This window comes from Kitasatospora sp. NPDC001540 (assembly GCF_042894345.1).
GTDB classification, from domain to species: Bacteria; Actinomycetota; Actinomycetes; order Streptomycetales; family Streptomycetaceae; genus Kitasatospora; species Kitasatospora phosalacinea_C.
Map to the genome: position 1 here is coordinate 144,631 of NZ_JBIAVO010000014.1, position 19,879 is coordinate 164,509.

Genomic DNA, 19,879 nt, shown 5'->3' on the forward strand with positions numbered 1-19,879 from the left:
CGGGCGGCCCCCACCGTCCGCCCGCCTCCGTCCCCGCCGGTCCGGGCGCCACCCCGGCGCCCCCACCCGGAGCCGGCGGGGCAACGGCCGGGCACCGCGCCTCTCCCCCTGCACCGGGCGCGGTGCCCGGCCCTCCCGCACCCGCACGCCGCACCCGCCCCGCTGGTGCGTCCGGTAGCCCGGCCGGGCCGCCTGTTACAGTCGAAGGGTTCGGAGCGGCGCAGCAGGTGCGCGCGCGAGATGCGGAAGAGGGACAGCTGTGGCGGGTGACGACGACATCTCCGGGTGAGATCCGGTCCTGACGGCCACCGGTCGGCGCACGGGAGCGCCGCGGGAGTGGTCCGTTTCGTCGTCCCCTTTTTCCACTTCCCTTCCGGGTAGCGGTAGTTCACCTTCTCCCCCGCTGCCCTCGTACCGTTCGAGGTCTCACCGTGTCCGACGTCGCCGTCGTCTGCTCCCACCTGTCCTTCTGCTGGCCGGACGACACTCCGGTCTTCCACGACCTGTCGTTCAGCGTGCCGCCGGGCCGGACCGGCCTGGTCGCGCCGAACGGCTCCGGCAAGTCGACCCTGCTGCGGTTGATCGCCGGTGAACTGAAGCCCACCGCCGGTTCGTTGGCGGTCTCCGGCACGCTCGGGTACCTGCCGCAGACGCTGCCGCTGGTGGCGGGCCTGACCGTCGCCGAGGTGCTGGGTGTCGACGCGGTGATCCGGGCGCTGGACGCCGTCGAGTCGGGTGACGTCGCGGAGGAGCACTTCGCGGTGATCGGCGACGACTGGGACGTCGAGGAGCGCACCCGGGCCCAGCTCGACCGCCTCGGCCTGGGCGGCCTGGCGCTGGACCGCCGCCTGGGCACGCTCAGCGGCGGCCAGGTCGTCTCGCTCGGTCTGGCGGCCCAACTGCTGCGCCGCCCGGACGTGTTGCTGCTGGACGAGCCGACCAACAACCTGGACGCGGCGGCCCGGCACCGCCTGTACGACGTCCTCGCCGAGTTCCGCGGGTCGCTGCTGCTGGTCAGCCACGACCGGGAGCTGCTGGACCGGATGGAGCGGATCGCCGAGCTGGACGGCGGTGAACTGCGGCTGTACGGGGGCGACTTCACCGCGTACCAGGAGGCGGTGCGGGCGGAGCGGGAGGTCGCCGAGCGCAACGTCCGCAGTGCCGAGCAGCAACTGAAGCGGGAGAAGCGCGAGTTGCAGCAGGCCCGGGAGCGGGCCGAGCGGCGGGCGGGCAACGCGGCGCGGAACCTGAAGAGCGCCGGGCTGCCGAAGATCTTCGCGGGCACCATGAAGCGCGGCGCGCAGGAGTCCGCGGGCCGTTCCGGCCAGGTGCACGCGGCGCGGGTGGACGAGGCGCGGGCCCGGCTGGACGAGGCGGGGCGGGCGGTGCGCGAGGAGCAGCGGTTGAGCCTGGAGCTGCCGGACACCGCCGTCCCGGCGGGACGGACACTGCTGCACGGGGTGGGCCTGCGCGCCGAGTTGGGCGGCGCGCCGGTGTTCGGGCCGGACGGGGTGGACCTGGTCGTGCGCGGCCCGGAGCGGATCGCGCTGACGGGGGCGAACGGCGCCGGGAAGTCCACCCTGCTGCGGCTGTTCAGTGGCGATCTGCCGTTGAGCGGCGGGGAGTTGCGGCGCGGCGAGGGCCGGGTGGCGTACCTGTCGCAGCGGCTGGACCTGCTGGACGAGGAGCTGTCGGTGGCGGAGAACTTCGCCCGCTTCGCTCCGGAGCGGCCGGAGGCGGAGCGGATGAACCTGCTGGCCAGGTTCCTGTTCCGGGGCGCGGGGGCGCACCTGCCGGTGCGGGTGCTGTCGGGCGGCGAGCGGCTGCGGGCGACGCTGGCGTGCGTGCTGTGCGCGGAGCCCGCGCCGCAGGTGCTGCTGCTGGACGAGCCGACCAACAACCTGGACCTGGTCGGCGTGGGCCAGTTGGAGAGCGCGCTGAACGCGTACCGGGGCGCGTTCGTGGTGGTCAGCCACGACGAGCGGTTCCTGGCGGGCATCGGGGTGCGGCGCCGGTTGCTGCTGGCGGACGGGCAGTTGACGGAGGTGGCGGCGTGACGGCGCCGGTCGCGCCCGAGGCCCTCCGGCCGCTGCTCGCGCAGGACGTGGTGCGCGTCCTGGGCGGCCGCCGGGTGCTGGACGGGGTGTCGCTGACGGCGGCGCCGGGCCGCCGGATCGGCCTGATCGGCGAGAACGGCTGCGGCAAGTCGACGCTGCTGCGGGTGCTGGCCGGGGTGGACGAGCCCGATGCGGGGAGCGTCGTCCGGCCCGCCGATCTCGGTTTCCTGCACCAGGAGTTGCCGTTCGACGCGGACGCGACGATCGCCTCGGTGCTGGCGGACGCGCTGCGCGAGGCCCGCACGGATATCGCCGAACTCGAGCGCCTGGGAGCCGAGTTGGCCGAGCTGTCGGAGCAGCACCCGTCCCTGCCGGGGCTGTTGGCGCAGTACGGGCAGCGTCTGGAGCAGGCCGAGGCCCGCGGCTCCTGGGACGCCGACCGCCGGGCCGCCCTGGTGCTGGACGGCCTGGGCCTGTCCGGGTTCGGGCCGGAGCGCACCCTCGGTTCGCTCTCCGGCGGCCAGCGCGGCCGGCTGGCGTTGGCGGCGCTGCTGGTGCGCCGCCCGTCGGCGGTGCTGCTGGACGAGCCGACCAACCACCTGGACGACCCGGCGGCCGCCTTCCTGGAGGCCCAACTGTCCGCGCTGCCGGGCACGGTGGTGGTGGCCAGCCACGACCGGGCGTTCCTGGAGGCGGTCTGCACCGACCTGGTCGACCTGGACCCGGCGCTGGGCGGCCCGGTCCGCTTCGGCGGCGGCTACCTCTCCTACCTGTCCGCGAAGCGGGCCGCCCGGGAGCGCTGGGAGCGCCGGTACGCCGAGGAGCGGCAGGAGGTGGAGCGGCTGCGGCACTCGGCGGGGGTGACCGCGCACCGGGTGGCCCCGGACCGGGGGCGCACCGACAACGAGAAGATGGGGTACGGGCACCGGGCGGGCCGGGTGCAGCAGCAGGTCTCCCGCCGGGTGCGCGACGCCTCGCGCCGGTTGGCGGAGCTGGAACGGGCGCGGGTCCCCGCGCCGCCCGTCCCGCTGCGCTTCGCCCCGCCCGCGCTGGTGGCGGGCGGGGACCCGGACGCGCCGGAGGCGGGGTCCGGTCCGCTGCTGGCCCTGGCGGGGGTCGGCGTTCCCGGTCGGCTGCCCCCGCTCTCGCTGGAACTGGCCGACGGCGACCGGCTGTTGGTGACCGGCGGGAACGGGACGGGCAAGTCGACGCTGCTGGCGGTGCTGGCCGGTCGGCTGGCGGCGGTGGGCGGGGCGGTGCACCGGCGGCCCGGCCTGACGGTGGGCCTGCTGGCGCAGGACACGGTGTTCGCGCGCCCGGACCGCTCCGCGGCCGCCACCTACGCGCGGGCGGTGGGCCCGGAGCGGGCGGAGCGGCTGCCGCTGTCGGCGCTGGGCCTGCTGGCGGCGGCGGACCTGGACCGCCCGGTCGGCGCCCTGTCGGTGGGCCAGCGCCGCCGGTTGGCGCTGGCGCTGCTGGTGGCGCGCCCGCCGCGGGTGCTGCTGCTGGACGAGCCGACCAACCACCTCTCGCCGTCGCTGTGCGACGAGTTGGAGGAGGCGATCGGCGCGGGCGGCCCGGGCGCGGTGGTGGTGGCGGGGCACGACCGCTGGCTGCGCCGCCGTTGGCGGGGCCGGGAGTTGGCGCTGGGCGCTCCGGTCGGCTGACGCGGCGGCGGCCACCGCCCCCGGGCCGGGGGCGGTGGCCGCCTGTGGTGTGTCAGGTGTTGCCCGGTCTACCCGCGGTTACGGGTAGGAGACCAGGTTGGAGGGGACGGTCCCGGTGCCGGAGGTTCCGGCGCCGGTGTTGTTGACCACGTGCAGGAACTGGCCGTTGCCGCCGAGCGAGTTGACCAGGACGTCGTGCAGCTTGACGCCCGCGGTGTCCGGGACCTCGAAGCCGTGGTCCACCACGATGGTCGGGTCGACGTTGAAGTAGCAGTAGCTGCCCAGGCCCCAGCCCTCGTGGGTGGTGACGTTGTTCTCGACCTTGTAGGCGGCGTAGCCCTTGGTGGTGCCGTTCTGGATGGCGGCCTGGTTGGGGGCGTCGTAGGCGATCTCGTTCTGGAAGAAGATCGTCCGGCCGCCGTTGCCCTTCCACCACACGTCGTACTTGTTGAAGTGCTCGACGAACAGGCCGGTGGCGAGGACGTCGTTGCCGCCGACGACGAAGCCGTAGTCGGAGCGGTTGGTCTCCCAGCCGACGCCCGCGCCGTGGTCGGCGCGCCAGATCCAGGTGTGGTCGACGATGGTGTTGTTGCTGTTGATCACCATGCCGTTGCTGGTCTTGCCGGCTCCGGCGCCGCCGACGCGGACGAAGACGTCCTGGATGACGATCGGGTCGGCCGCGTGGCCGGCGCCCGGGGTGTCGTTGCCGACCTGGAGCAGGGCCTGCGAGTTGACGGTGCCCGCGTCCAGCAGCAGGCCGGAGACCTTGACGCCGTCGACGTCGGCGACCTTCATCGCGGTCACGCCGTTGTCCGGGACGATGGTGGCGAGGCCGAGGCCGAGCACCACGGTGTCCGGGCGGGTGACGTTGATGGCCTGGTCGACGTGGTAGACGCCGGGGGTGAAGAGCAGGTTGAGGCCCTGGGCGAGCGCCTGGTTGATGCTGGCGGCGGTGGCGCCGGCCTTCACCACGTAGAACTGGCTGAGCGGCAGCGAGGTGCCCTGCGGGGTGCCGCTGCCCCAGGAGGTGCCACGGGCGTTGGTGCGCTTGGCGGGCACGAACACCTTGTAGTCGTTGCCGTCCAGGTAGAGGAACGGCTTCTCCTGCGAGACGGGCGTGGTGTCGAGCGTGGTGTACGGCGGGTTCGGGAAGCCCTGGGCGGGGGCGCCCTGGACGCCGGAGAAGGTCTGGTTCCACACGCCGTTGGAGAACCCGCCGATGGAGCTGTCGCGGGTGTACCACTGCTGCTGCGAGTAGTTGCCGACCTGGCCGTCGATCTTCGAGTCGGCGATGTAGCCGCCCGAGGCCCAGCCGTAGCTGGCGGGGGCCAGGTTGAGGCCGCCCTCGACGTGCATCCGGCGGAACGGCGCGGCCTGCGAGACGGCCCAGCGGTCGGTGCCGCTGACCGGCTTGAGGTGCAGGTTCTCGGCGGAGCGCCAGAAGTTCTGGGTGGCGTTGCCGTTGAACCAGCCCGCGTCGACGGTGACGTCGCCGTTGAAGGTGGTGTCGTCCGGGTTCAGGCCCAGGCCCGCGATCGAGGTGTAGAAGCCGATCTGGGCGTTGATGTTGTTGTACGTGCCGGGCTTGAACAGCAGCGCGTAGCGGTCGGTGCCGAACTGGTTGGACTCCTGCTTGGCGAAGACGGAGTCGACGGTGGCCTGGATGTTCGGCGTGGACGGGTCGAAGACCAGCACGTTCGGGCCGAGGTCGCCGCCGCCCTGCACGGGCGGGGTGGTGGAGCCGCCGCCGCTGCCGGTGTGGACGCCCATCTCCCACAGCGAGTAGCCGTAGGTGGTGGCGCGCTGGGTGCCGTACATCCGGACGTAGCGGCCGGAGCCGGAGACGTTGAGCGTCTCGTTGCCGCCCGCGCCGGTGGTGGTGGAGTAGATCGTGGCCCAGGTGGTGCCGTCGGCGGAGGCCTGGATCTGGTACGCCTTGCCGTAGGCGGCCTCCCACTTGAGGTCGACCTGGCACAGCTGCTGGACGGAGCCGAGGTCGACCTGCAGCCACTGCGGGTCGGCGGCGGCCGAGGACCAGCGGGTGCCGAGGTTGCCGTCCACGGCGGAGGAGGCGGGGGTGCCGCCGTTCTCGGTGGAGGAGGCGGTGGCGGTCTTGCCCTGCGCGGCGTTGGCGGTGGAGCAGCCGGAGGTCGGCGGGGTGGTGGGGGTGCCGCCCGGGGTGCCGTAGACCTGGAACTCCCAGAGGGAGTAGCCGTACCCGGTGCCGCGGGTGATGCCGTTCATCCGGACGTAGCGGCCGGAGCCGGAGACGTTCAGGACCTCGGTGCCGCCGGCGCCGGTGGTGGTGGAGTAGATCGTCGTCCAGGCGGTGCCGTCGGTGGACGTCTGGATCTGGTAGGCCTTGCCGTACGCGGCCTCCCAGTTCAGCTGGACCTTGCTGATGGTGGAGACCGAGCCGAGGTCGACCTGCAGCCACTGCTGGTCGGAGGCGGCCGAGGACCAGCGGGTCCCGAGGTCGCCGTCGACGGCCGCGGTGGCCGGGGTGCCGCCGTTCTCGGTGGACGAGGCGGTGACCGTCTTGCCCTGGGAGATCAGCGAGTCCGCGGCCTGCGCGGTGCTCGGGATCGTCATGACCGCACCGGCGACCAGGGCCGCGGCGGCGAGTACGGCAGGCGTCCGGCGCAGGGGGGCACCGGAAGGGGGAGGGGCGAGCCGCATGGCTCCTCCTGCTGTGAGGATGGGTGGGGTGGGGCGGGAGAATGCCGGAGAGCGCTCTCCCGACGGAGTGTCGGGGCAGGAGACACCGACGTCAAGCCACATGTGGGGACGGCTTGAAACCTCGGCTTCACCTGGGGGAAACACCGCGGCATCAGGTTAGTTCATGGTGAGAGAAAAGTAGAGACCTTGGCGGCGGCATCTCAATTTCCTTGGAACGCGCCCGGAGAGCGCTCTCCGTAGGCCGTGCAATCAGGGGAAACACGACGGGCCCCGCTCGCGCCCTGGGGTGCAGGGCACGAGCGGGGCCCGCGGGTGCTCCAGGAGGGTCAGCCCTCGTCCGGCCCGACCGGCAGCAGGGTGCCGCCGGTGAGGCGCAGCAACTCCTCGGCGGTGGTGGGGAAGACCGTGTGCGGGGTGCCCGCGGCGGCCCAGACCCGGGGGTAGTCGGTGAGGGCCCGGTCGACCACGGTGGGCAGCGGGGCGGGGTGGCCGGTGGGGGCGACGCCGCCGATGGCCTGCCCGGTGGCCTCGCGGACCTGCTCGGGGGTGGCCCGCCGGAGCTTGCCGCGGCCCCAGCGGGCGGCCAGCGCGGCGGTGTCCACCTGGTGGCGGCCGCTGGTGAGGACCAGGACGGCCTGGCCGTCGGAGAGGAAGACCAGGCTGTTGGCGATCGCGCCGACCTCGCAGCCGAGCGCGGCGGCGGCCTCGGCGGCGGTGCGGGCCGAGTCCGCGAGCCGCCTGACCGCGCCCGGGATCCCGGCGGCGGCGAGGGCCCTGGCGACCTGCTCGCTGCGGGCGGGCAGGGGGAGGCCGGTGGTCGTCGATTCCATGGGTGCTCCTCGGGGGGCGGAGTGCTGGCGTTCCACGTAGGTCGCGGAGTTGACGGAGTCCTTGCGTTCCACATACGGAACGTTCCGCTCGTGGAACGATAGGCCTTGTGCGAGTTTCGGATCAACCGGCGCCCCGGGGACCCGGCGGTGTCGTCCCGGCGGTGCAAGTGGGCCTGCGGGCCCGCAGGTTGCGCGTCACCCGGGGCCCGTCGCCGTCGAAACCGGCCCGGCTCCCCCTTTCGTGTCAACCGGGCTTCCGGAATAGGACATTGACAGGACGTCAGTGCAGGGCCGGACGGAGGTGGGGGTAGGGTGGGCGGTCATGAGCGCCGCGCAGCTTCGCCTCCTCCTTATGCGCCGCGACGAGGGCCGTTAAGGGTTCGACCTCCTCGTCGCGGAGTCCGGCCATGCGCCGAATCGTCGGCCCGACGCAGAGGACAACCCAGAGGAAGAAGTCTCCGCATGACCTCCACGCCTTCCCCCGCGCCTTCCCCGGCCCGGCGCAGCTCCGAGCCGGTCGTCCCGTTCCCCGCCCCCCGCGCGTTCCCGCAGCAGCTGCCGTCGGGCATGCCGCACCAGCGCTACCAGCCGTTCCAGGGCGTCGACCTGCCGGACCGCACCTGGCCGACCCGGACGCTGACCCGGGCTCCGCAGTGGTGCGCGGTGGACCTGCGCGACGGCAACCAGGCGCTGATCGACCCGATGGGCGCCGACCGCAAGCTGCGGATGTTCCAACTCCTGGTCGCGATGGGCTACAAGGAGATCGAGGTCGGCTTCCCGTCGGCCAGCCAGACCGACTACGACTTCGTCCGGCAGCTGATCGAGCAGGACCTCGTCCCGGAGGACGTGGCGATCCAGGTGCTGGTGCCGTGCCGCACCGAGCTGCTGGAGCGCACCTTCGAGGCGGTGCGCGGCTCCCGGCACGCGGTGGTCCACCTGTACAACTCGACGTCCACGCTGCAGCGGCAGGTGGTCTTCGGCAAGGACCGCCACGAGATCACGGCGCTGGCCGTGCACGGGGCGCGCACCTGCGTGGACCTGGCCGAGCGGATGGGCGACACCGGGATCAGCCTGCAGTACTCCCCCGAGTCGTACACCGGCACGGAGTTGGACTACGCGGCGGAGATCTGCAACGCGGTGATCGGGGTGTGGCAGCCGACGCCGGACCGCAAGGTGATCGTCAACCTGCCGGCCACCGTGGAGATGGCGACGCCGAACGTGTACGCCGACTCGATCGAGTGGATGCACCGCAACCTGGACCGGCGCGACGCGGTGGTGCTGTCGGTGCACCCGCACAACGACCGGGGCACCGCGGTGGCGGCGGCCGAGCTGGGCGTGCTGGCGGGGGCGGACCGGGTGGAGGGCTGCCTGTTCGGCAACGGCGAGCGGACGGGCAACGTCTGCCTGGTGACACTGGGGATGAACCTGTTCTCGCAGGGCGTCGACCCGATGATCGACTTCTCGGACATCGACGGGATCCGCCGCACCGTGGAGTTCTGCAACCAGCTGCCGGTGCACCCGCGCCACCCCTACGGCGGCGAGATGGTCTACACGGCCTTCTCCGGTTCGCACCAGGACGCGATCAACAAGGGCCTGCGGGCGCTGGAGCGGGCGGCCGAGGACGCCGGGAAGCCGGTGGGCGAGTTCGACTGGGCGGTGCCCTACCTGCCGATCGACCCGAAGGACGTGGGCCGCAGCTACGAGGCGGTGATCCGGGTCAACTCGCAGTCCGGCAAGGGCGGGGTGGCGTACCTGATCAAGACCGAGCACCAGTTGGACCTGCCGCGCGGCCTGCAGATCGAGTTCTCCCGGGTGGTCCAGGCCCGCACCGACGAGCAGGGCGGCGAGGTGTCGCCGCAGCAGATGTGGCAGTTGTTCGTCGAGGAGTACCTGCCCGCGGCCAGCGCGCGGGAGTTGGGCCCGGAGGTGACCTCCCGCCCGTGGGGGCGGCTGTCGCTGCTGTCGCACCGGTCGGTGGCGGTCGTCGACGAGAAGGACTCGATCGAGGTCGTGGTGGTCCTCGACGGGGTCGAGCGCCGCCTGACGGCCTCGGGCAACGGCCCGATCGACGCGTTCACCGCGGCGCTGGCCGACCTGGGCGTGGACGTGCGGATCAAGGGCTACCAGGAGCACGCGATGGCGACCGGCGGTGACGCCAGGGCCGCCGCGTACGTGGAGTGCTCGGTGGACGGGCGGCCGTTCTGGGGCGTCGGCATCGACTCCAGCATCGTGACCGCCTCGCTGAAGGCCGTGGTCTCCGCCGTCAACCGCGGCCGCCGCGACCAGGGCTGACGCACCGCCGGCAGCAGGCGCGGGGCCGCCCCGGGCGGCCCCGCGCCGACGCGCGCACGGCCCGGCCCGTCAACCGGACCCCGGAGAGGCAGGTGGACCCACGGATCTTCACCGAGCCCCAGCGGGGCGGTGCGCGGACGCGTTCAACCTGCCGTTCGGGACGCCCGAGGAGTGCGCCGAGCAGTACGGGCGGGTGCGGGCGGCGGTCGGGGCGGCGGGCCGTCAGCCGGTCTTCGTGCGCCGGCGCAGGCCGAGGCCGATCAGCAGGGCGGCGGCCAGCACCAGGGCGGTGTCGGTGCCGACGCCCAGCAGGGTGCCGTCGAGTTGGGCGGCGGCGTGGCTGTGCCCGGCCCGTTCCTGGTGGGCGGCGCGGCCCGCGGCGAGGGCGCCGAGGATCGGGATGCCGACGGTGATGCCGAGTTGCTGGGCGCTGGTGACGAGCCCGCTGGCGAGGCCCTGTTCGTGGGCGGGGAGGCCGGAGGTGGCGTTGATGCCGTAGGAGACCACGGCGCACATGTGGCCGACCGAGGCCAGCACCAGGAAGCCGACGGCGAGCGGTACGTCGCCGTGGCCGGAGAGCAGCAGCAGTCCGGCGGTGAAGGCGCCCTGGACGGCGAGTCCGGCGACGAGCGTGGTGCGGGCGCCGAGGGCGGCGACGATCCGCGAGGCGGCCGTGCCGGTCGCGGCCAGGACGACGCCCTGCACGGCGAAGACCAGGCTGGTCCGGAACGCGCTCAGTCCGGCCTGTTCCTGGAAGTAGAGGGTGAGGAGGAAGATCAGCGAGCTCATCATGGAGAAGGCGGCCAGGCCCCCCAGGTTGCCGAAGGCGACGGTGGCGCGGCGCAGCATGCCGAGCGACACCAGGGGCTGCGGCGCGCGGAGTTCGATCGCGACGAAGGCGGCCAGCAGCAGGACGCCGAGGGCGAGCGTGGTGATCACGTGGGCCCGTCCGAAGCCGTCCTGGCCGGCGGTGGAGAGGGCGTAGATGACGCAGAGCAGGCCGCCGGTGACGGTGACCGCGCCGGGCAGGTCGAGGCGGGGCCGCTGCTCGGGGCGGGCGGCGGGGCGCAGGACGGGGACGGCGAGGATGACGAGCAGGCCGCAGCCGGCCAGCAGGGCCATGGTCGAGCGCCAGCCGAGGCGGTCGGTCATCACGCCGCTGAGCAGCATGCCGACGGTGTAGCCGAGGGAGAGGAGGGTGCCGTTGATGCCCAGGGCCCTGTTGCGCTGCGGTCCTTCGGGGAAGGTCGTGGTGAGCAGCGACATGCCGGTGGGGACGACGGCGGCGGCGCCGAGCCCTTGGAGCGCGCGGGCGGCGAGGAAGGGGGCGGTGTCCCAGGCGAAGGTGGCGAGCAGCGAGGCGAGGGTGAACAGGACCAGTCCGGCGGTGAAGATCCGCAGTCGCCCGTACAGATCGGCGACCCGTCCGAAGAGCAGCAGGAAGCCGCCGGAGGGGAGGGCGAAGGCGGTGACGGCCCACTGCAGGTCGCCGGCGTCCATGCCGAGGTCGTTCCCGAGGACGGGCAGGGCCACGTTCAGGATGGAGAAGTCCAGCGCGATGATGAACTGGGCGGCGCACAGCACGCAGAGGGCGAGCCGGGCCCGGACGGGGAGCCGGTCGTCGGCGGCCGGGGGGCCGGGGTGCGGGGGTGCCGTCGTGGTCGGGGTGTCAGTCACTGTCTCAGGCTCTTCCGTGCCGCCGTGGCGCGGAAGGGGTCCGTTTCCACTGGTGGTGGCACCACCAGTGCGGGGAAAGGGTGGTGGTTCGGATGGGTGCGGTGGTGTCGGGGGTCGGATCGCGGGCGCGGCGGCCGGAGCTGCGGGAGTTCCTGCGCAGTCGGCGGGCGCGGATCACGCCGGAGATGGCGGGGCTGCCCGCTGCGCCGCGGCGGCGCGGGCAGGGGTTGCGGCAGGAGGAGGTGGCGGTGCTGGCGGGGGTGGGGGCGTCCTGGTACCAGTGGTTGGAGCAGGGGCGGGACATCGTGGTGTCGGCGCAGGTGCTGGACGCGGTGGCGCGGGTGCTGCGGCTGGACAGTGCGGAGCGGCGGCACCTGTACGCGTTGGCGCAGTTGAACCCGCCGCCGCCGGACCCGGCGCCGCGGCCGGAGTACTGCGAGGGGTTGCAGCGGCTGATCGAGGCGTGGGAGCCGCGTCCGGCGACGGTGCTGGACCGGTACTGGAACCACGTGGCGTGGAACGAGTCGGCGCGGCTGTCGCTGGGGCTGGAGGGGGCGGACCGCAACTGCCTGGTGGGGTTCTTCCGGCAGCGTTCGCAGCGGCGGGGGGCGGCGTCGCTGGCGGCCTGGGAGCGGGTGGCGCCGCTGGTGGTGGCGGCGTTCCGGGCGGCGGCGGCGGACCATCCGGGGGATCCGGGGTTCGCCGAGGTGGTGGCGGAACTGCGGCGCACGAGCGGGGAGTTCGCGCAGTTGTGGGCGCGGCAGGAGGTGCGGGAACTGGCGGCGGTGGTGAACGAGGTGGAGCACCCGGTGGTGGGGACGCTGACGTTCGAGAGCACCCAGTTGCGGATGCCCGCGCAGCCGGGGATCACGCTGGTGCTGTACAACCCGGTGGAGGGCACGGAGACCGCGCAGAAGGTGCGCTGGCTGCTGTCCGAGGAGTGAGATCAGCCTCGCCTGGTCCCGTGTCCTGCCGTGCTCGACGTCCCGTACGCGTTGGTCGAGCACGTCTCCTGGCTGGTCTACATCCGAAGGCGTGAACTGAACTCACGCCGGCGCGGGCGAGGAGCTGCGGCCCGCGCCGCTCCCCAGCGAGGGGGCGCTCCGCGGCGGCGGGCCGGGCCGGAGTTGACACGGAATCCCGGAGTTGACGGACCCGCATTTTCCGCCTTGACCCCCGCCGGGGGCGGGCTGGGAACATTCGTGCCATGGGTGAAATCATCAACGAGACGCGGCCGATATTCGCCACCGAAGCCGACATCCGCATTTCCGCTTCCCCCTCGGAGGTCTACGCGGTGGTCAGCGACCTGCCGCGCAGTTTCGAATGGAGCCCGGAATGCCTGGGCGGCGAGTGGGTGTCCGGCGAGCCGTCGGCCGTCGGGTCGGTGTTCCGCGGTGACAACCTCCGCGCCGAGGACGTCGTGGGGTGGGCCCCGGTGGTGCGCGGGCGGTGGCAGACGCACGCCGAGGTGGTCGCCGCCGAGCCCGGCCGGACCTTCCGCTGGGCGATGCGCGACTCGCAGGGCCGCAAGCAGGAGAGCGTCTGGGGCTTCGACGTCGAGCCCGCCGAGGACGGCGGCAGCCTGCTGACCCACCACTTCCGGATGGACGCGCCCACCGAGGGCATCCGGGGCATCACCGCCGAGATGGACGAGGCCGCGAAGCAGCGCTTCTTCGCCGAGTGGGGCGACAAGATCTCCGCCGACCTGGCCGTCACCCTGCGCCGGATCAAGGCCGTCGTCGAGCAGGGCTGAGCAGGTCCGGGCATTTCCCGACCGGGTCGGTTCCCGCTTTTCCCGGGTGATCCACGGGCAATTCCCCGGCCCGGTCGACATTTCTCCCCCCTCCTCCAGGCCGATGTGCCGACGGCGTGCTGCCGCCCCTTTTCGGAAGGCGTACAGGTGTTTCTCCAACGTATCGGAAACCGGGGAATCCGGCTCGGAATGCTGTTCGAACGCGCCGCGGCGAGGCACGGCGCCAACGTCCTGATCCTCGACCACGACCTGGACGCGCTGCCGGAGCTGGAGCGGCGCTCGACCGTCGCGGAGGTGGCCGACGCGGTGGACGCGCTGGCCGCCCGGCTGTGGGCGGCCGGGGTGCGGCCGACCCGGCGGGTGGTGGTGCACAAGGCCGACGGCTTCGACATCACCCTGCTGGCGTGCGCGGCGGCCCGGATCGGGGCCGTGCCGGTGCTGCTGTCCCCGGCGCTGGACGGCGAGACCGTCGCCGAGCTGGTGCGCCGCACCGACCGCCCGTTCCTGGTGACCGACCAGGAGAAGCTGGAGCACTCGCTGCCCGGGTCGGTCTTCGCGCTCGCCGAGCGGGTGCTGCTGACCTCCGGCCGCTACCGGGACGCGCTGGAGCTGCGCTCCCTGGCGGGGGCGCCGCGGGTGCCCGCGGTCACCCTGGCGCCGGACCGCCCCACCCTGATCACCCACACCTCGGGCACCACCGGGACGCCGAAGCTGGCGGTGCACACCGGGTTCAGCCTGCAGTCGCGCTACCGCCCGCAGGCCTCGGTGCTGGCCCCGCTCGTCCCGGGCCGGGAGACGATCGCGATCCACGTCTCCTTCGTGCACTCCCGGCTGTTCACCGCGCTGGCGATCTCGCTGCTGCGCGGCTTCCCGCTGGTGGTGCTGCGCGACTCGGACCCGAAGCACGTCGGCGACCTGTTCGCCCGGCTGAAGCCGGGCGTCCTGGAGGCGCACCCCAACTCCTTCATGGAGTGGGAGGAGTTGGCGGACGACCCGCGCGGCCCGCTGAGCAACGTGAAGCTGTTCAGCAGCACCTTCGACGCGATCCACCCGCGCACCGTGCACCGCCTGCTGCGGGCGACCCGGCGCCGCGCCCCGTACTTCGGCCAGCTGTACGGGCAGAGCGAGGTCGGCCCGGCGATCGTCCGCGGCTTCACCCGGCGCCGGACCCTGGACGACGACGGCCGCTGCGTCGGCGTGCCGTTCCCGGGGATGACGGACGTGCGGGTGGTCAGCCGCAACGGCCTGCCGCCGTCCGCCGACAATCCCGGCTACATCGAGGTGCGCAGCGACGGACGGATCGTCACCTACCTGGGCGAGCAGGAGCGCTACGACGCGCAGGTGTCGAAGGACGGCTGGTGGCGGATGGGCGACGTGGGCTACCGCACCCGGTGGGGCTGCGTGCACCTGCTGGACCGCGAGGTCGACCTGATCGAGGGCTTCGGCAGCACGCTGGCCGCCGAGGACACCCTGTTCGGCCGGATGCCCGACCTCGCCGAGGTGATCATCATTCCGGGCCCGGACGGCCGGGCGGTGCCGGTGGTGTGCACCAAGGACGACGCCCCGCTGGACCTGGCGGCCTGGCGCAGCGCGGCCTCCGGCCTGCCGCCGATGGCGGATCCGGTGCACCGGCGGCTTGAGGAGCTGCCGCGCACCGCGACCACCAAGATCAAGCGCCTGGAGCTGGCCCGCCGGCTGGCCGCCGGTGCGGAGGCGGCGGAGGTGGCGGAGTCGTGACCGGGATGACGGAGCAACTCGCCGCGGACGGGCCCGCGTTGGAGGTCTGCGTGATCGGGGCCGGTCCGCGCGGCCTGTCGGTGCTGGAGCGGCTGTGCGCCAACGAGCGCGCCCGCCCCTCCCGGCCGGCGCTCACCGTGCACGTGGTCGACCCGGCCGCGCCGGGCGCCGGGGCGGTGTGGCGGCAGGACCAGTCGCGGCACCTGCTGATGAACACCGTCGCCTCGCAGATCACCGTGCACACCGACGAGAGCTCCCGGATCGAGGGTCCGATCGAGCCCGGGCCGAGCCTGTACGAGTGGGCGGTGCTGGTCGCGGCCGCGGGCGCGGCGTCCGGGCAGGCCGAGGAGTGCGTCGCGGAGGCCCGGCGGTTGGGCCCGGACACCTACCCGACCCGGGCGTTCTACGGCCGCTACCTGGCGGCGTGCTTCCAGCGGGTGGTGGACCGCGCCCCGGCGCACGTCCGGGTGGTGGTGCACCGGTCGCGGGCGGTCGCGATGGCCGACACCCACGGCGTGCCCGGCGGCCCGCAGGGCGTCCGGCTGGAGGACGGCTCCCGGCTGGACCACCTGGACGCGATCGTGATGGCCCAGGGCCACGTCCCGGCCCGGCCGACGCCGCACGAGGAGCGCATCGCCAGCCTGGCCCGGATCCACCACCTGACGTACGTCACCCCGGCCAACCCGGCCGACCTCGACCTGGACCGCGACCTGGAGCTCGTCGCCCCCGGGCAGCCGGTGCTGCTGCGCGGCCTGGGCCTGAACTTCTTCGACCACATGGCGCTGTTCACGGTCGGCCGCGGCGGCGCGTTCGAGCGGGTCGACGGACGGCTGGCGTACCGCCCCTCGGGGCTGGAGCCGAAGCTGTACGCGAGTTCGCGCCGCGGCGTGCCGTACCACGCCCGGGGCGAGAACGAGAAGGGCCCGTACGGCCGCTACCTGCCACGGCTGCTGACGCCGGAGTACGTGGCGGGGCTGCGCGCCCGAATCGTCTCCGGCGAGTCCGACGTGAACTTCCGCACCGACCTGTGGCCGCTGATCTCCCGCGAGGTGGAGAGCGTCTACTACGGCGCGCTGCTGGAGGCCGCGGGGCGGGGCGCCGAGCGCGAGGGGTTCGTGCGGCGCTACCTGGCGAGCGCCGGGGAGGGCGAGGACACCGCGCTGCTGGCCGAGTACGGCGTCCCGGCCGAGCGGCACTGGAGCTGGGAGCGGCTCTCCCGCCCGTACGGCGACCGGGAGTTCACCGGGCCGGAGGACTTCCGCGCCTGGCTGCTCGACCACCTGGCCCGGGACGTCGCGGCGGCCCGCGAGGGCAACGTCAGCGGGCCGCTGAAGGCCGCCCTGGACGTGCTGCGCGACCTGCGCAACGAGGTCCGCCTCGCGGTGGACCACGGCGGCCTGGAGGGCAACTCGTACCGCGACGACCTGGAGGGCTGGTACACCCCGCTGAACGCCTTCCTGTCGATCGGCCCGCCCGCCTCCCGGATCGAGGAGCTGATCGCCCTGCTGGAGGCCGACGTGGTGGAGCTGACCGGGCCGCGCACCGAGATCCGGATCGACACCGCGGAGCCCGCCTTCGTGCTGACCTCGCGCGCGGTGCCGCGGCCGCCGGTCCGCTCGACGGTGCTGATCGAGGCCCGGCTGCCCGAGCCGGACCTGCGCCGCACCGCCGACCCGCTGCTGCTGCACCTGCTCAGCACCGAACAGGCCGCGCCCTACCGGATCGCGGCCGCCTGCGGCGGCTACCAGACCGGCGGCCTGGCCGTCACCGAGCGGCCCTACCGGCTGCTGGACGCCCGCGGCCGGGCCCACCCCCGCCGCTACGCGTACGGCATCCCGACCGAGGCGGTGCACTGGGTGACCGCCGCGGGCATCCGGCCCGGGGTCGACTCGGTCACCCTCGCCGACTCCGACGCCATCGCCCGCGCGGTGCTGGCCCTGCCGCCCGCCGCCGAGGTGCCCCGGGGCGTGCGGCCGGACGCCACCGTGACCGACCTGACGGGGGTGCTGGTGTGAGCGGCCCGCACGCGGCGCCCGAAGCCGCGCCCGACACCGCGCCCGCCGCGCCCGACACCGGCCTGCTGTCGCCGGTGCGGGCGGGCACCCCGGTCGAGGCGGCCGTCTCCGACCCCGCCTGGCTGCAGGCCGTGCTGGACGCCGAGGCCGCCCTGGCCCGCGCCCAGGCCGCCCTGGGCACGGTGCCCGCGGCGGCCGCGGCGACCGTCACCCGGCTGGCCCGGGCCGAGCTGCTGGACGTCCGGGCGCTGGCCCTGGAGTCCCGGGAGACCGCCAACCCGGTGGTCGGCCTGGTCCGGGCGCTGACCCGGGTGGTGGCCGCCGAGGACCCGGCCGCCGCCGAGTACGTCCACCGCGGCTCCACCAGCCAGGACGTGCTGGACACCGGCACCATGCTGGTCGCCGCCCGCGCGCTGCGCCTGGTGCGGGCCGACCTGGCCCGCACCGCCCGGGCGCTGGCCGACCTGGCCGCACGCCACCGGGACACCCCGCTGGCCGGGCGCACCCTCGCCCTGCAGGCGGTGCCCACCACCTTCGGCCTCAAGGCGGCGGGCTGGCGGCAACTCGTCCTGGACGCCGAACGGCGCCTGGCGCAGGTCGCCGAGCACGGCCTGCCGGTCTCGCTGGGCGGCGCCGCCGGGACGCTCGCCGGGTACCTGGAGTACGCCCGGATCGACGGCCCCGACGGCCCGGACACCGACCCCGGCGCCTACCTGGACCGGCTGCTGGACGCGTTCGCCGCCGAGACCGGCCTGGCCCGCCCGGTGCTGCCCTGGCACGCGCTGCGCACCCCGGTCGCCGACCTGGCGGCCGCGCTGGCCTTCACCGCCGGGGCGCTCGGCAAGATCGCGCTGGACGTCCAGTCGCTGACCCGGACGGAGGTCGGCGAGGTCGCCGAGCCGAGCGCCGCCGGGCGCGGCTCCTCCTCCGCGATGCCGCACAAGCGCAACCCCGTGCTGGCCACCCTGATCCGCAGCGCCGCCCTCCAGGTGCCGGTGATCGCGGCCGGGCTGACCCAGTGCCTGCTGGCCGAGGACGAGCGCTCCGCGGGCGCCTGGCACGCCGAGTGGCAGCTGCTGCGCGAGGCGCTGCGGCTGACCGGCGGGGCCGCGCACACCGCGGTGGAGCTGGCCGAGGGCCTGGAGGTCCGGCCCGGACGGATGCGCGCCAACCTCGACCTGACCGGCAGCCAGGTGGTCTCCGAGCGGATCTCCGCCGTCCTGGCGCCCCGGCTCGGCAAGGCCGCGGCCAAGCAACTGCTCACCGACGCCTCCGGGCAGGCCGAGCGGGACGGTCGCCCGCTGGCCGGAGTATTGGCCGAACTGCCGGAACTGAAGGGCGTGTTCGAGCCGCAGGAGCTGGAGCTGCTGTGCGACCCGACCGCGTACACCGGGCTGGCCGGCCCGCTCGTCGACCGGGCCCTGCGCGAGCCGTGAGCCCCGTACCGGGCGTCCCGACGACCAACCGAAGGAGAGACGGAAGCATGTTCCTGCAACGCGTCGGCAACCGGGGCATCCGGCTGGGCACGGTCTTCGACCGGGCCGCCGCCCGCCACCCGGCCAGCCCGGTCTACCTGGACCACGACCTGGACATCGCCCCGCAGTTGGGGCGGCGGCTGACCCTGACCGAGGTGGCCGACCTGGTCGACGACTTCGCCTCCCGGCTGTGGGCGGCCCGGGTCCGGCCCGGCGACCGGGTGGTGATCCACAAGTCGGACGGCTTCGACATCTCGCTGCTGGCCTACAGCACCGCCCGGGTCGGCGCCGTCCCGGTGCTGCTCTCCCCCAAGCTGGACGGCGCCACCGTGGCGAAGCTGCTGGCCCGGCTGGAGCGGCCGACGCTGCTCACCGACGCGGCCAAGCTCGCCGACTCGCTGCCCGCCGAGGTGTTCGAGCTGTCCGCGCGGGTGCTGACCGCGGTCGGCGAGCACCCGGGCGCGACCTCGCTGGCCGCGCTGGCCGGGGTCGAACGGGTGCGGCCGGTGACGGCCCCGCAGGACGGCCCGGCCCTGATCACCCACACCTCGGGCACCACCGGCCTGCCCAAGCTGGCCGTGCAGACCGGCATCACCATCCAGGCCCGTTGCCGCCCGCAGTCCGTCCTGCTGGCGCCGGTCGGCCGGCAAGAGCCGATCGCCGTGCACGTCTCCTTCGTGCACTCCCGGATGATCAGCGGCGCCGCGCTGTTCGCGCTGCGCGGCCACCCGATGATCGTCATGCGGGACGACACCCCCGAGCACGCCGCCGAGCTGTTCGCCCGGATACCCCCCGGCGTCATCGAGACCCACCCCAACACCCTGCTCGCCTGGGAGGTGCTGGCCGACCACCCGGCCCGCCCGCTGGCCAAGGTCCGCTGCTTCAGCAACACCTTCGACGCCATCCACCCCCGCACCGTGGACACCCTGCTGCGCGCCTCCCGGCGCAAGCTGCCGTTCTTCGCCCAGACCTACGGCCAGAGCGAGACCGGCGCGATCTGCGCCCGCACCTGGACCAGGCGGCGGCGCGGCGGCTCCGACGGGCGCTGCGTGGGGCGGACCTTCCCCGGGATGAGCGAGGTCCGGGTGGTCAGCCGGGACGGCCGCCCGGTGACCGCGGACTCGCCGGGCCACATCGAGGCCCGCAGCGGCGGCCAGATCATCACCTACCTGGGCGAGCAGGAACGCTTCGAGGCGCAGTTCTCCGCGGACGGCTGGTGGCGGATGGGCGACCTCGGCTACCGCACCAAGTGGGGCTGCGTGCACCTGCTGGACCGCGAGGTGGACGAGATCCCGGGCATCAGCAGCACCCTCGCCCTGGAGGACGCCCTGTTCACCCGGCTGCCCGAACTGCTGGAGGTGATCATCGTGCCCGGGGCCGGCACCGCCCCCGTCCCGGTGGTCTGCACCCGCGACGACCGCCCGCTGGACCTCGCCCGCTGGCAGCGGGCCGTGCGCGGCCTGCCCGAGCTGGCGCCGCCGGTCCAGCGCCGCCTGGACGAGCTGCCGCACACCGCCACCACCAAGGTCAAGCGCCTGGAGCTGGCCCGGGAGCTGGCGGCCGCCGAGGAGTCCTGACCCCGGACGCGGGGGGGGGCCCCCCCCGGGGGGGGGGGGGGCCGGCCCCCGGGGGGGGGGGGGGGGGGGGGGCCGCGGCCGCCCCCCCCCCCGGGGGGCCCGGCCCCCCCCCCGGGCCCC

12 protein-coding genes are annotated in these 19,879 nt (G+C 74.3%); 9 read left to right on the forward strand and 3 right to left on the reverse strand.

Annotated features, from left to right (window positions below; genetic code table 11):
- Positions 1 to 431 precede the first annotated feature (431 nt).
- Complete coding sequence (locus ACFY00_RS18865; RefSeq protein WP_388032626.1) at positions 432 to 2,057, forward strand: ABC-F family ATP-binding cassette domain-containing protein; 1,626 nt, start codon at positions 432 to 434, stop codon at positions 2,055 to 2,057.
- Complete coding sequence (locus ACFY00_RS18870; protein WP_388032627.1) at positions 2,054 to 3,724, forward strand: ABC-F family ATP-binding cassette domain-containing protein; 1,671 nt, start codon at positions 2,054 to 2,056, stop codon at positions 3,722 to 3,724. The genes ACFY00_RS18865 and ACFY00_RS18870 overlap by 4 nt, the downstream gene beginning before the upstream one ends.
- Before the next feature lie 78 nt (positions 3,725 to 3,802).
- Here the strand turns inward: ACFY00_RS18870 and ACFY00_RS18875 are convergent, their stop codons facing one another.
- Complete coding sequence (locus ACFY00_RS18875) at positions 3,803 to 6,316, reverse strand: discoidin domain-containing protein (RefSeq protein WP_388032628.1); 2,514 nt, start codon at positions 6,314 to 6,316, stop codon at positions 3,803 to 3,805.
- A 413-nt stretch (positions 6,317 to 6,729) separates the two neighbouring features.
- Positions 6,730 to 7,233 (reverse strand): YbaK/EbsC family protein, encoded by a 504-nt coding sequence (locus ACFY00_RS18880; protein ID WP_388032629.1) that lies wholly within the window; start codon positions 7,231 to 7,233, stop codon positions 6,730 to 6,732.
- 462 nt (positions 7,234 to 7,695) lie between these two features.
- Here ACFY00_RS18880 and leuA point away from each other — a divergent pair, with 462 nt between their 5' ends.
- Positions 7,696 to 9,525 (forward strand): 2-isopropylmalate synthase, encoded by a 1,830-nt coding sequence (gene leuA / locus ACFY00_RS18885; RefSeq protein WP_388032630.1) that lies wholly within the window; start codon positions 7,696 to 7,698, stop codon positions 9,523 to 9,525.
- A 222-nt stretch (positions 9,526 to 9,747) separates the two neighbouring features.
- On the opposite strand, the gene ACFY00_RS18890 is transcribed toward leuA, so the two are convergent.
- A complete protein-coding gene (locus ACFY00_RS18890) occupies positions 9,748 to 11,202 on the reverse strand; it encodes an MFS transporter (protein WP_388032631.1) in 1,455 nt (484 codons plus the stop codon).
- A 92-nt stretch (positions 11,203 to 11,294) separates the two neighbouring features.
- On the opposite strand from ACFY00_RS18890, the gene ACFY00_RS18895 reads away from it, so the two are divergent.
- The 6 genes from ACFY00_RS18895 to ACFY00_RS18920 all read left to right on the forward strand — a co-directional run bounded on the left by ACFY00_RS18895 (position 11,295) and on the right by ACFY00_RS18920 (position 19,759).
- On the forward strand, positions 11,295 to 12,146 hold the full coding sequence (locus ACFY00_RS18895) for a helix-turn-helix transcriptional regulator (RefSeq protein ID WP_388032632.1): 852 nt from the start codon (positions 11,295 to 11,297) through the stop codon (positions 12,144 to 12,146).
- A 263-nt stretch (positions 12,147 to 12,409) separates the two neighbouring features.
- Positions 12,410 to 12,955, forward strand: coding sequence for an SRPBCC family protein (locus ACFY00_RS18900; RefSeq protein WP_388032633.1), 546 nt, complete (start codon positions 12,410 to 12,412; stop codon positions 12,953 to 12,955).
- A 189-nt stretch (positions 12,956 to 13,144) separates the two neighbouring features.
- Positions 13,145 to 14,692: an AMP-binding protein gene (locus ACFY00_RS18905; protein WP_388032634.1), complete on the forward strand. Its 1,548-nt coding sequence runs from the start codon at positions 13,145 to 13,147 to the stop codon at positions 14,690 to 14,692.
- A gap of 5 nt (positions 14,693 to 14,697) precedes the next feature.
- Positions 14,698 to 16,707: an FAD/NAD(P)-binding protein gene (locus ACFY00_RS18910; RefSeq protein WP_388032653.1), complete on the forward strand. Its 2,010-nt coding sequence runs from the start codon at positions 14,698 to 14,700 to the stop codon at positions 16,705 to 16,707.
- The gene (pcaB, locus tag ACFY00_RS18915) at positions 16,704 to 18,143 is read left to right on the forward strand and encodes a 3-carboxy-cis,cis-muconate cycloisomerase (protein ID WP_388032635.1); all 1,440 of its coding nucleotides are present in this window, start codon (positions 16,704 to 16,706) and stop codon (positions 18,141 to 18,143) included. Before ACFY00_RS18910 ends, pcaB begins: the two co-directional genes overlap by 4 nt.
- 47 nt (positions 18,144 to 18,190) lie before the next feature.
- Complete coding sequence (locus ACFY00_RS18920; RefSeq protein ID WP_388032636.1) at positions 18,191 to 19,759, forward strand: class I adenylate-forming enzyme family protein; 1,569 nt, start codon at positions 18,191 to 18,193, stop codon at positions 19,757 to 19,759.
- The last annotated feature ends 120 nt before the right edge of the window (positions 19,760 to 19,879 follow it).

Excerpts from the sequence above, each read along its gene's own strand:
- ACFY00_RS18905 (WP_388032634.1), top strand. The coding sequence starts at position 13,145 with ATGCTGTTCGAACGCGCCGCGGCGAGGCACGGCGCCAACGTCCTGATC.
- leuA (WP_388032630.1), top strand. The coding sequence starts at position 7,696 with ATGACCTCCACGCCTTCCCCCGCGCCTTCCCCGGCCCGGCGCAGCTCC.
- ACFY00_RS18920 (WP_388032636.1), top strand. The coding sequence starts at position 18,191 with ATGTTCCTGCAACGCGTCGGCAACCGGGGCATCCGGCTGGGCACGGTC.
- ACFY00_RS18910 (WP_388032653.1), top strand. The coding sequence starts at position 14,698 with ATGACGGAGCAACTCGCCGCGGACGGGCCCGCGTTGGAGGTCTGCGTG.
- ACFY00_RS18900 (WP_388032633.1), top strand. The coding sequence starts at position 12,410 with ATGGGTGAAATCATCAACGAGACGCGGCCGATATTCGCCACCGAAGCC.
- ACFY00_RS18880 (WP_388032629.1), bottom strand. The coding sequence starts at position 7,233 with ATGGAATCGACGACCACCGGCCTCCCCCTGCCCGCCCGCAGCGAGCAG.
- ACFY00_RS18875 (WP_388032628.1), bottom strand. The coding sequence starts at position 6,316 with ATGACGATCCCGAGCACCGCGCAGGCCGCGGACTCGCTGATCTCCCAG.
- ACFY00_RS18895 (WP_388032632.1), top strand. The coding sequence starts at position 11,295 with ATGGGTGCGGTGGTGTCGGGGGTCGGATCGCGGGCGCGGCGGCCGGAG.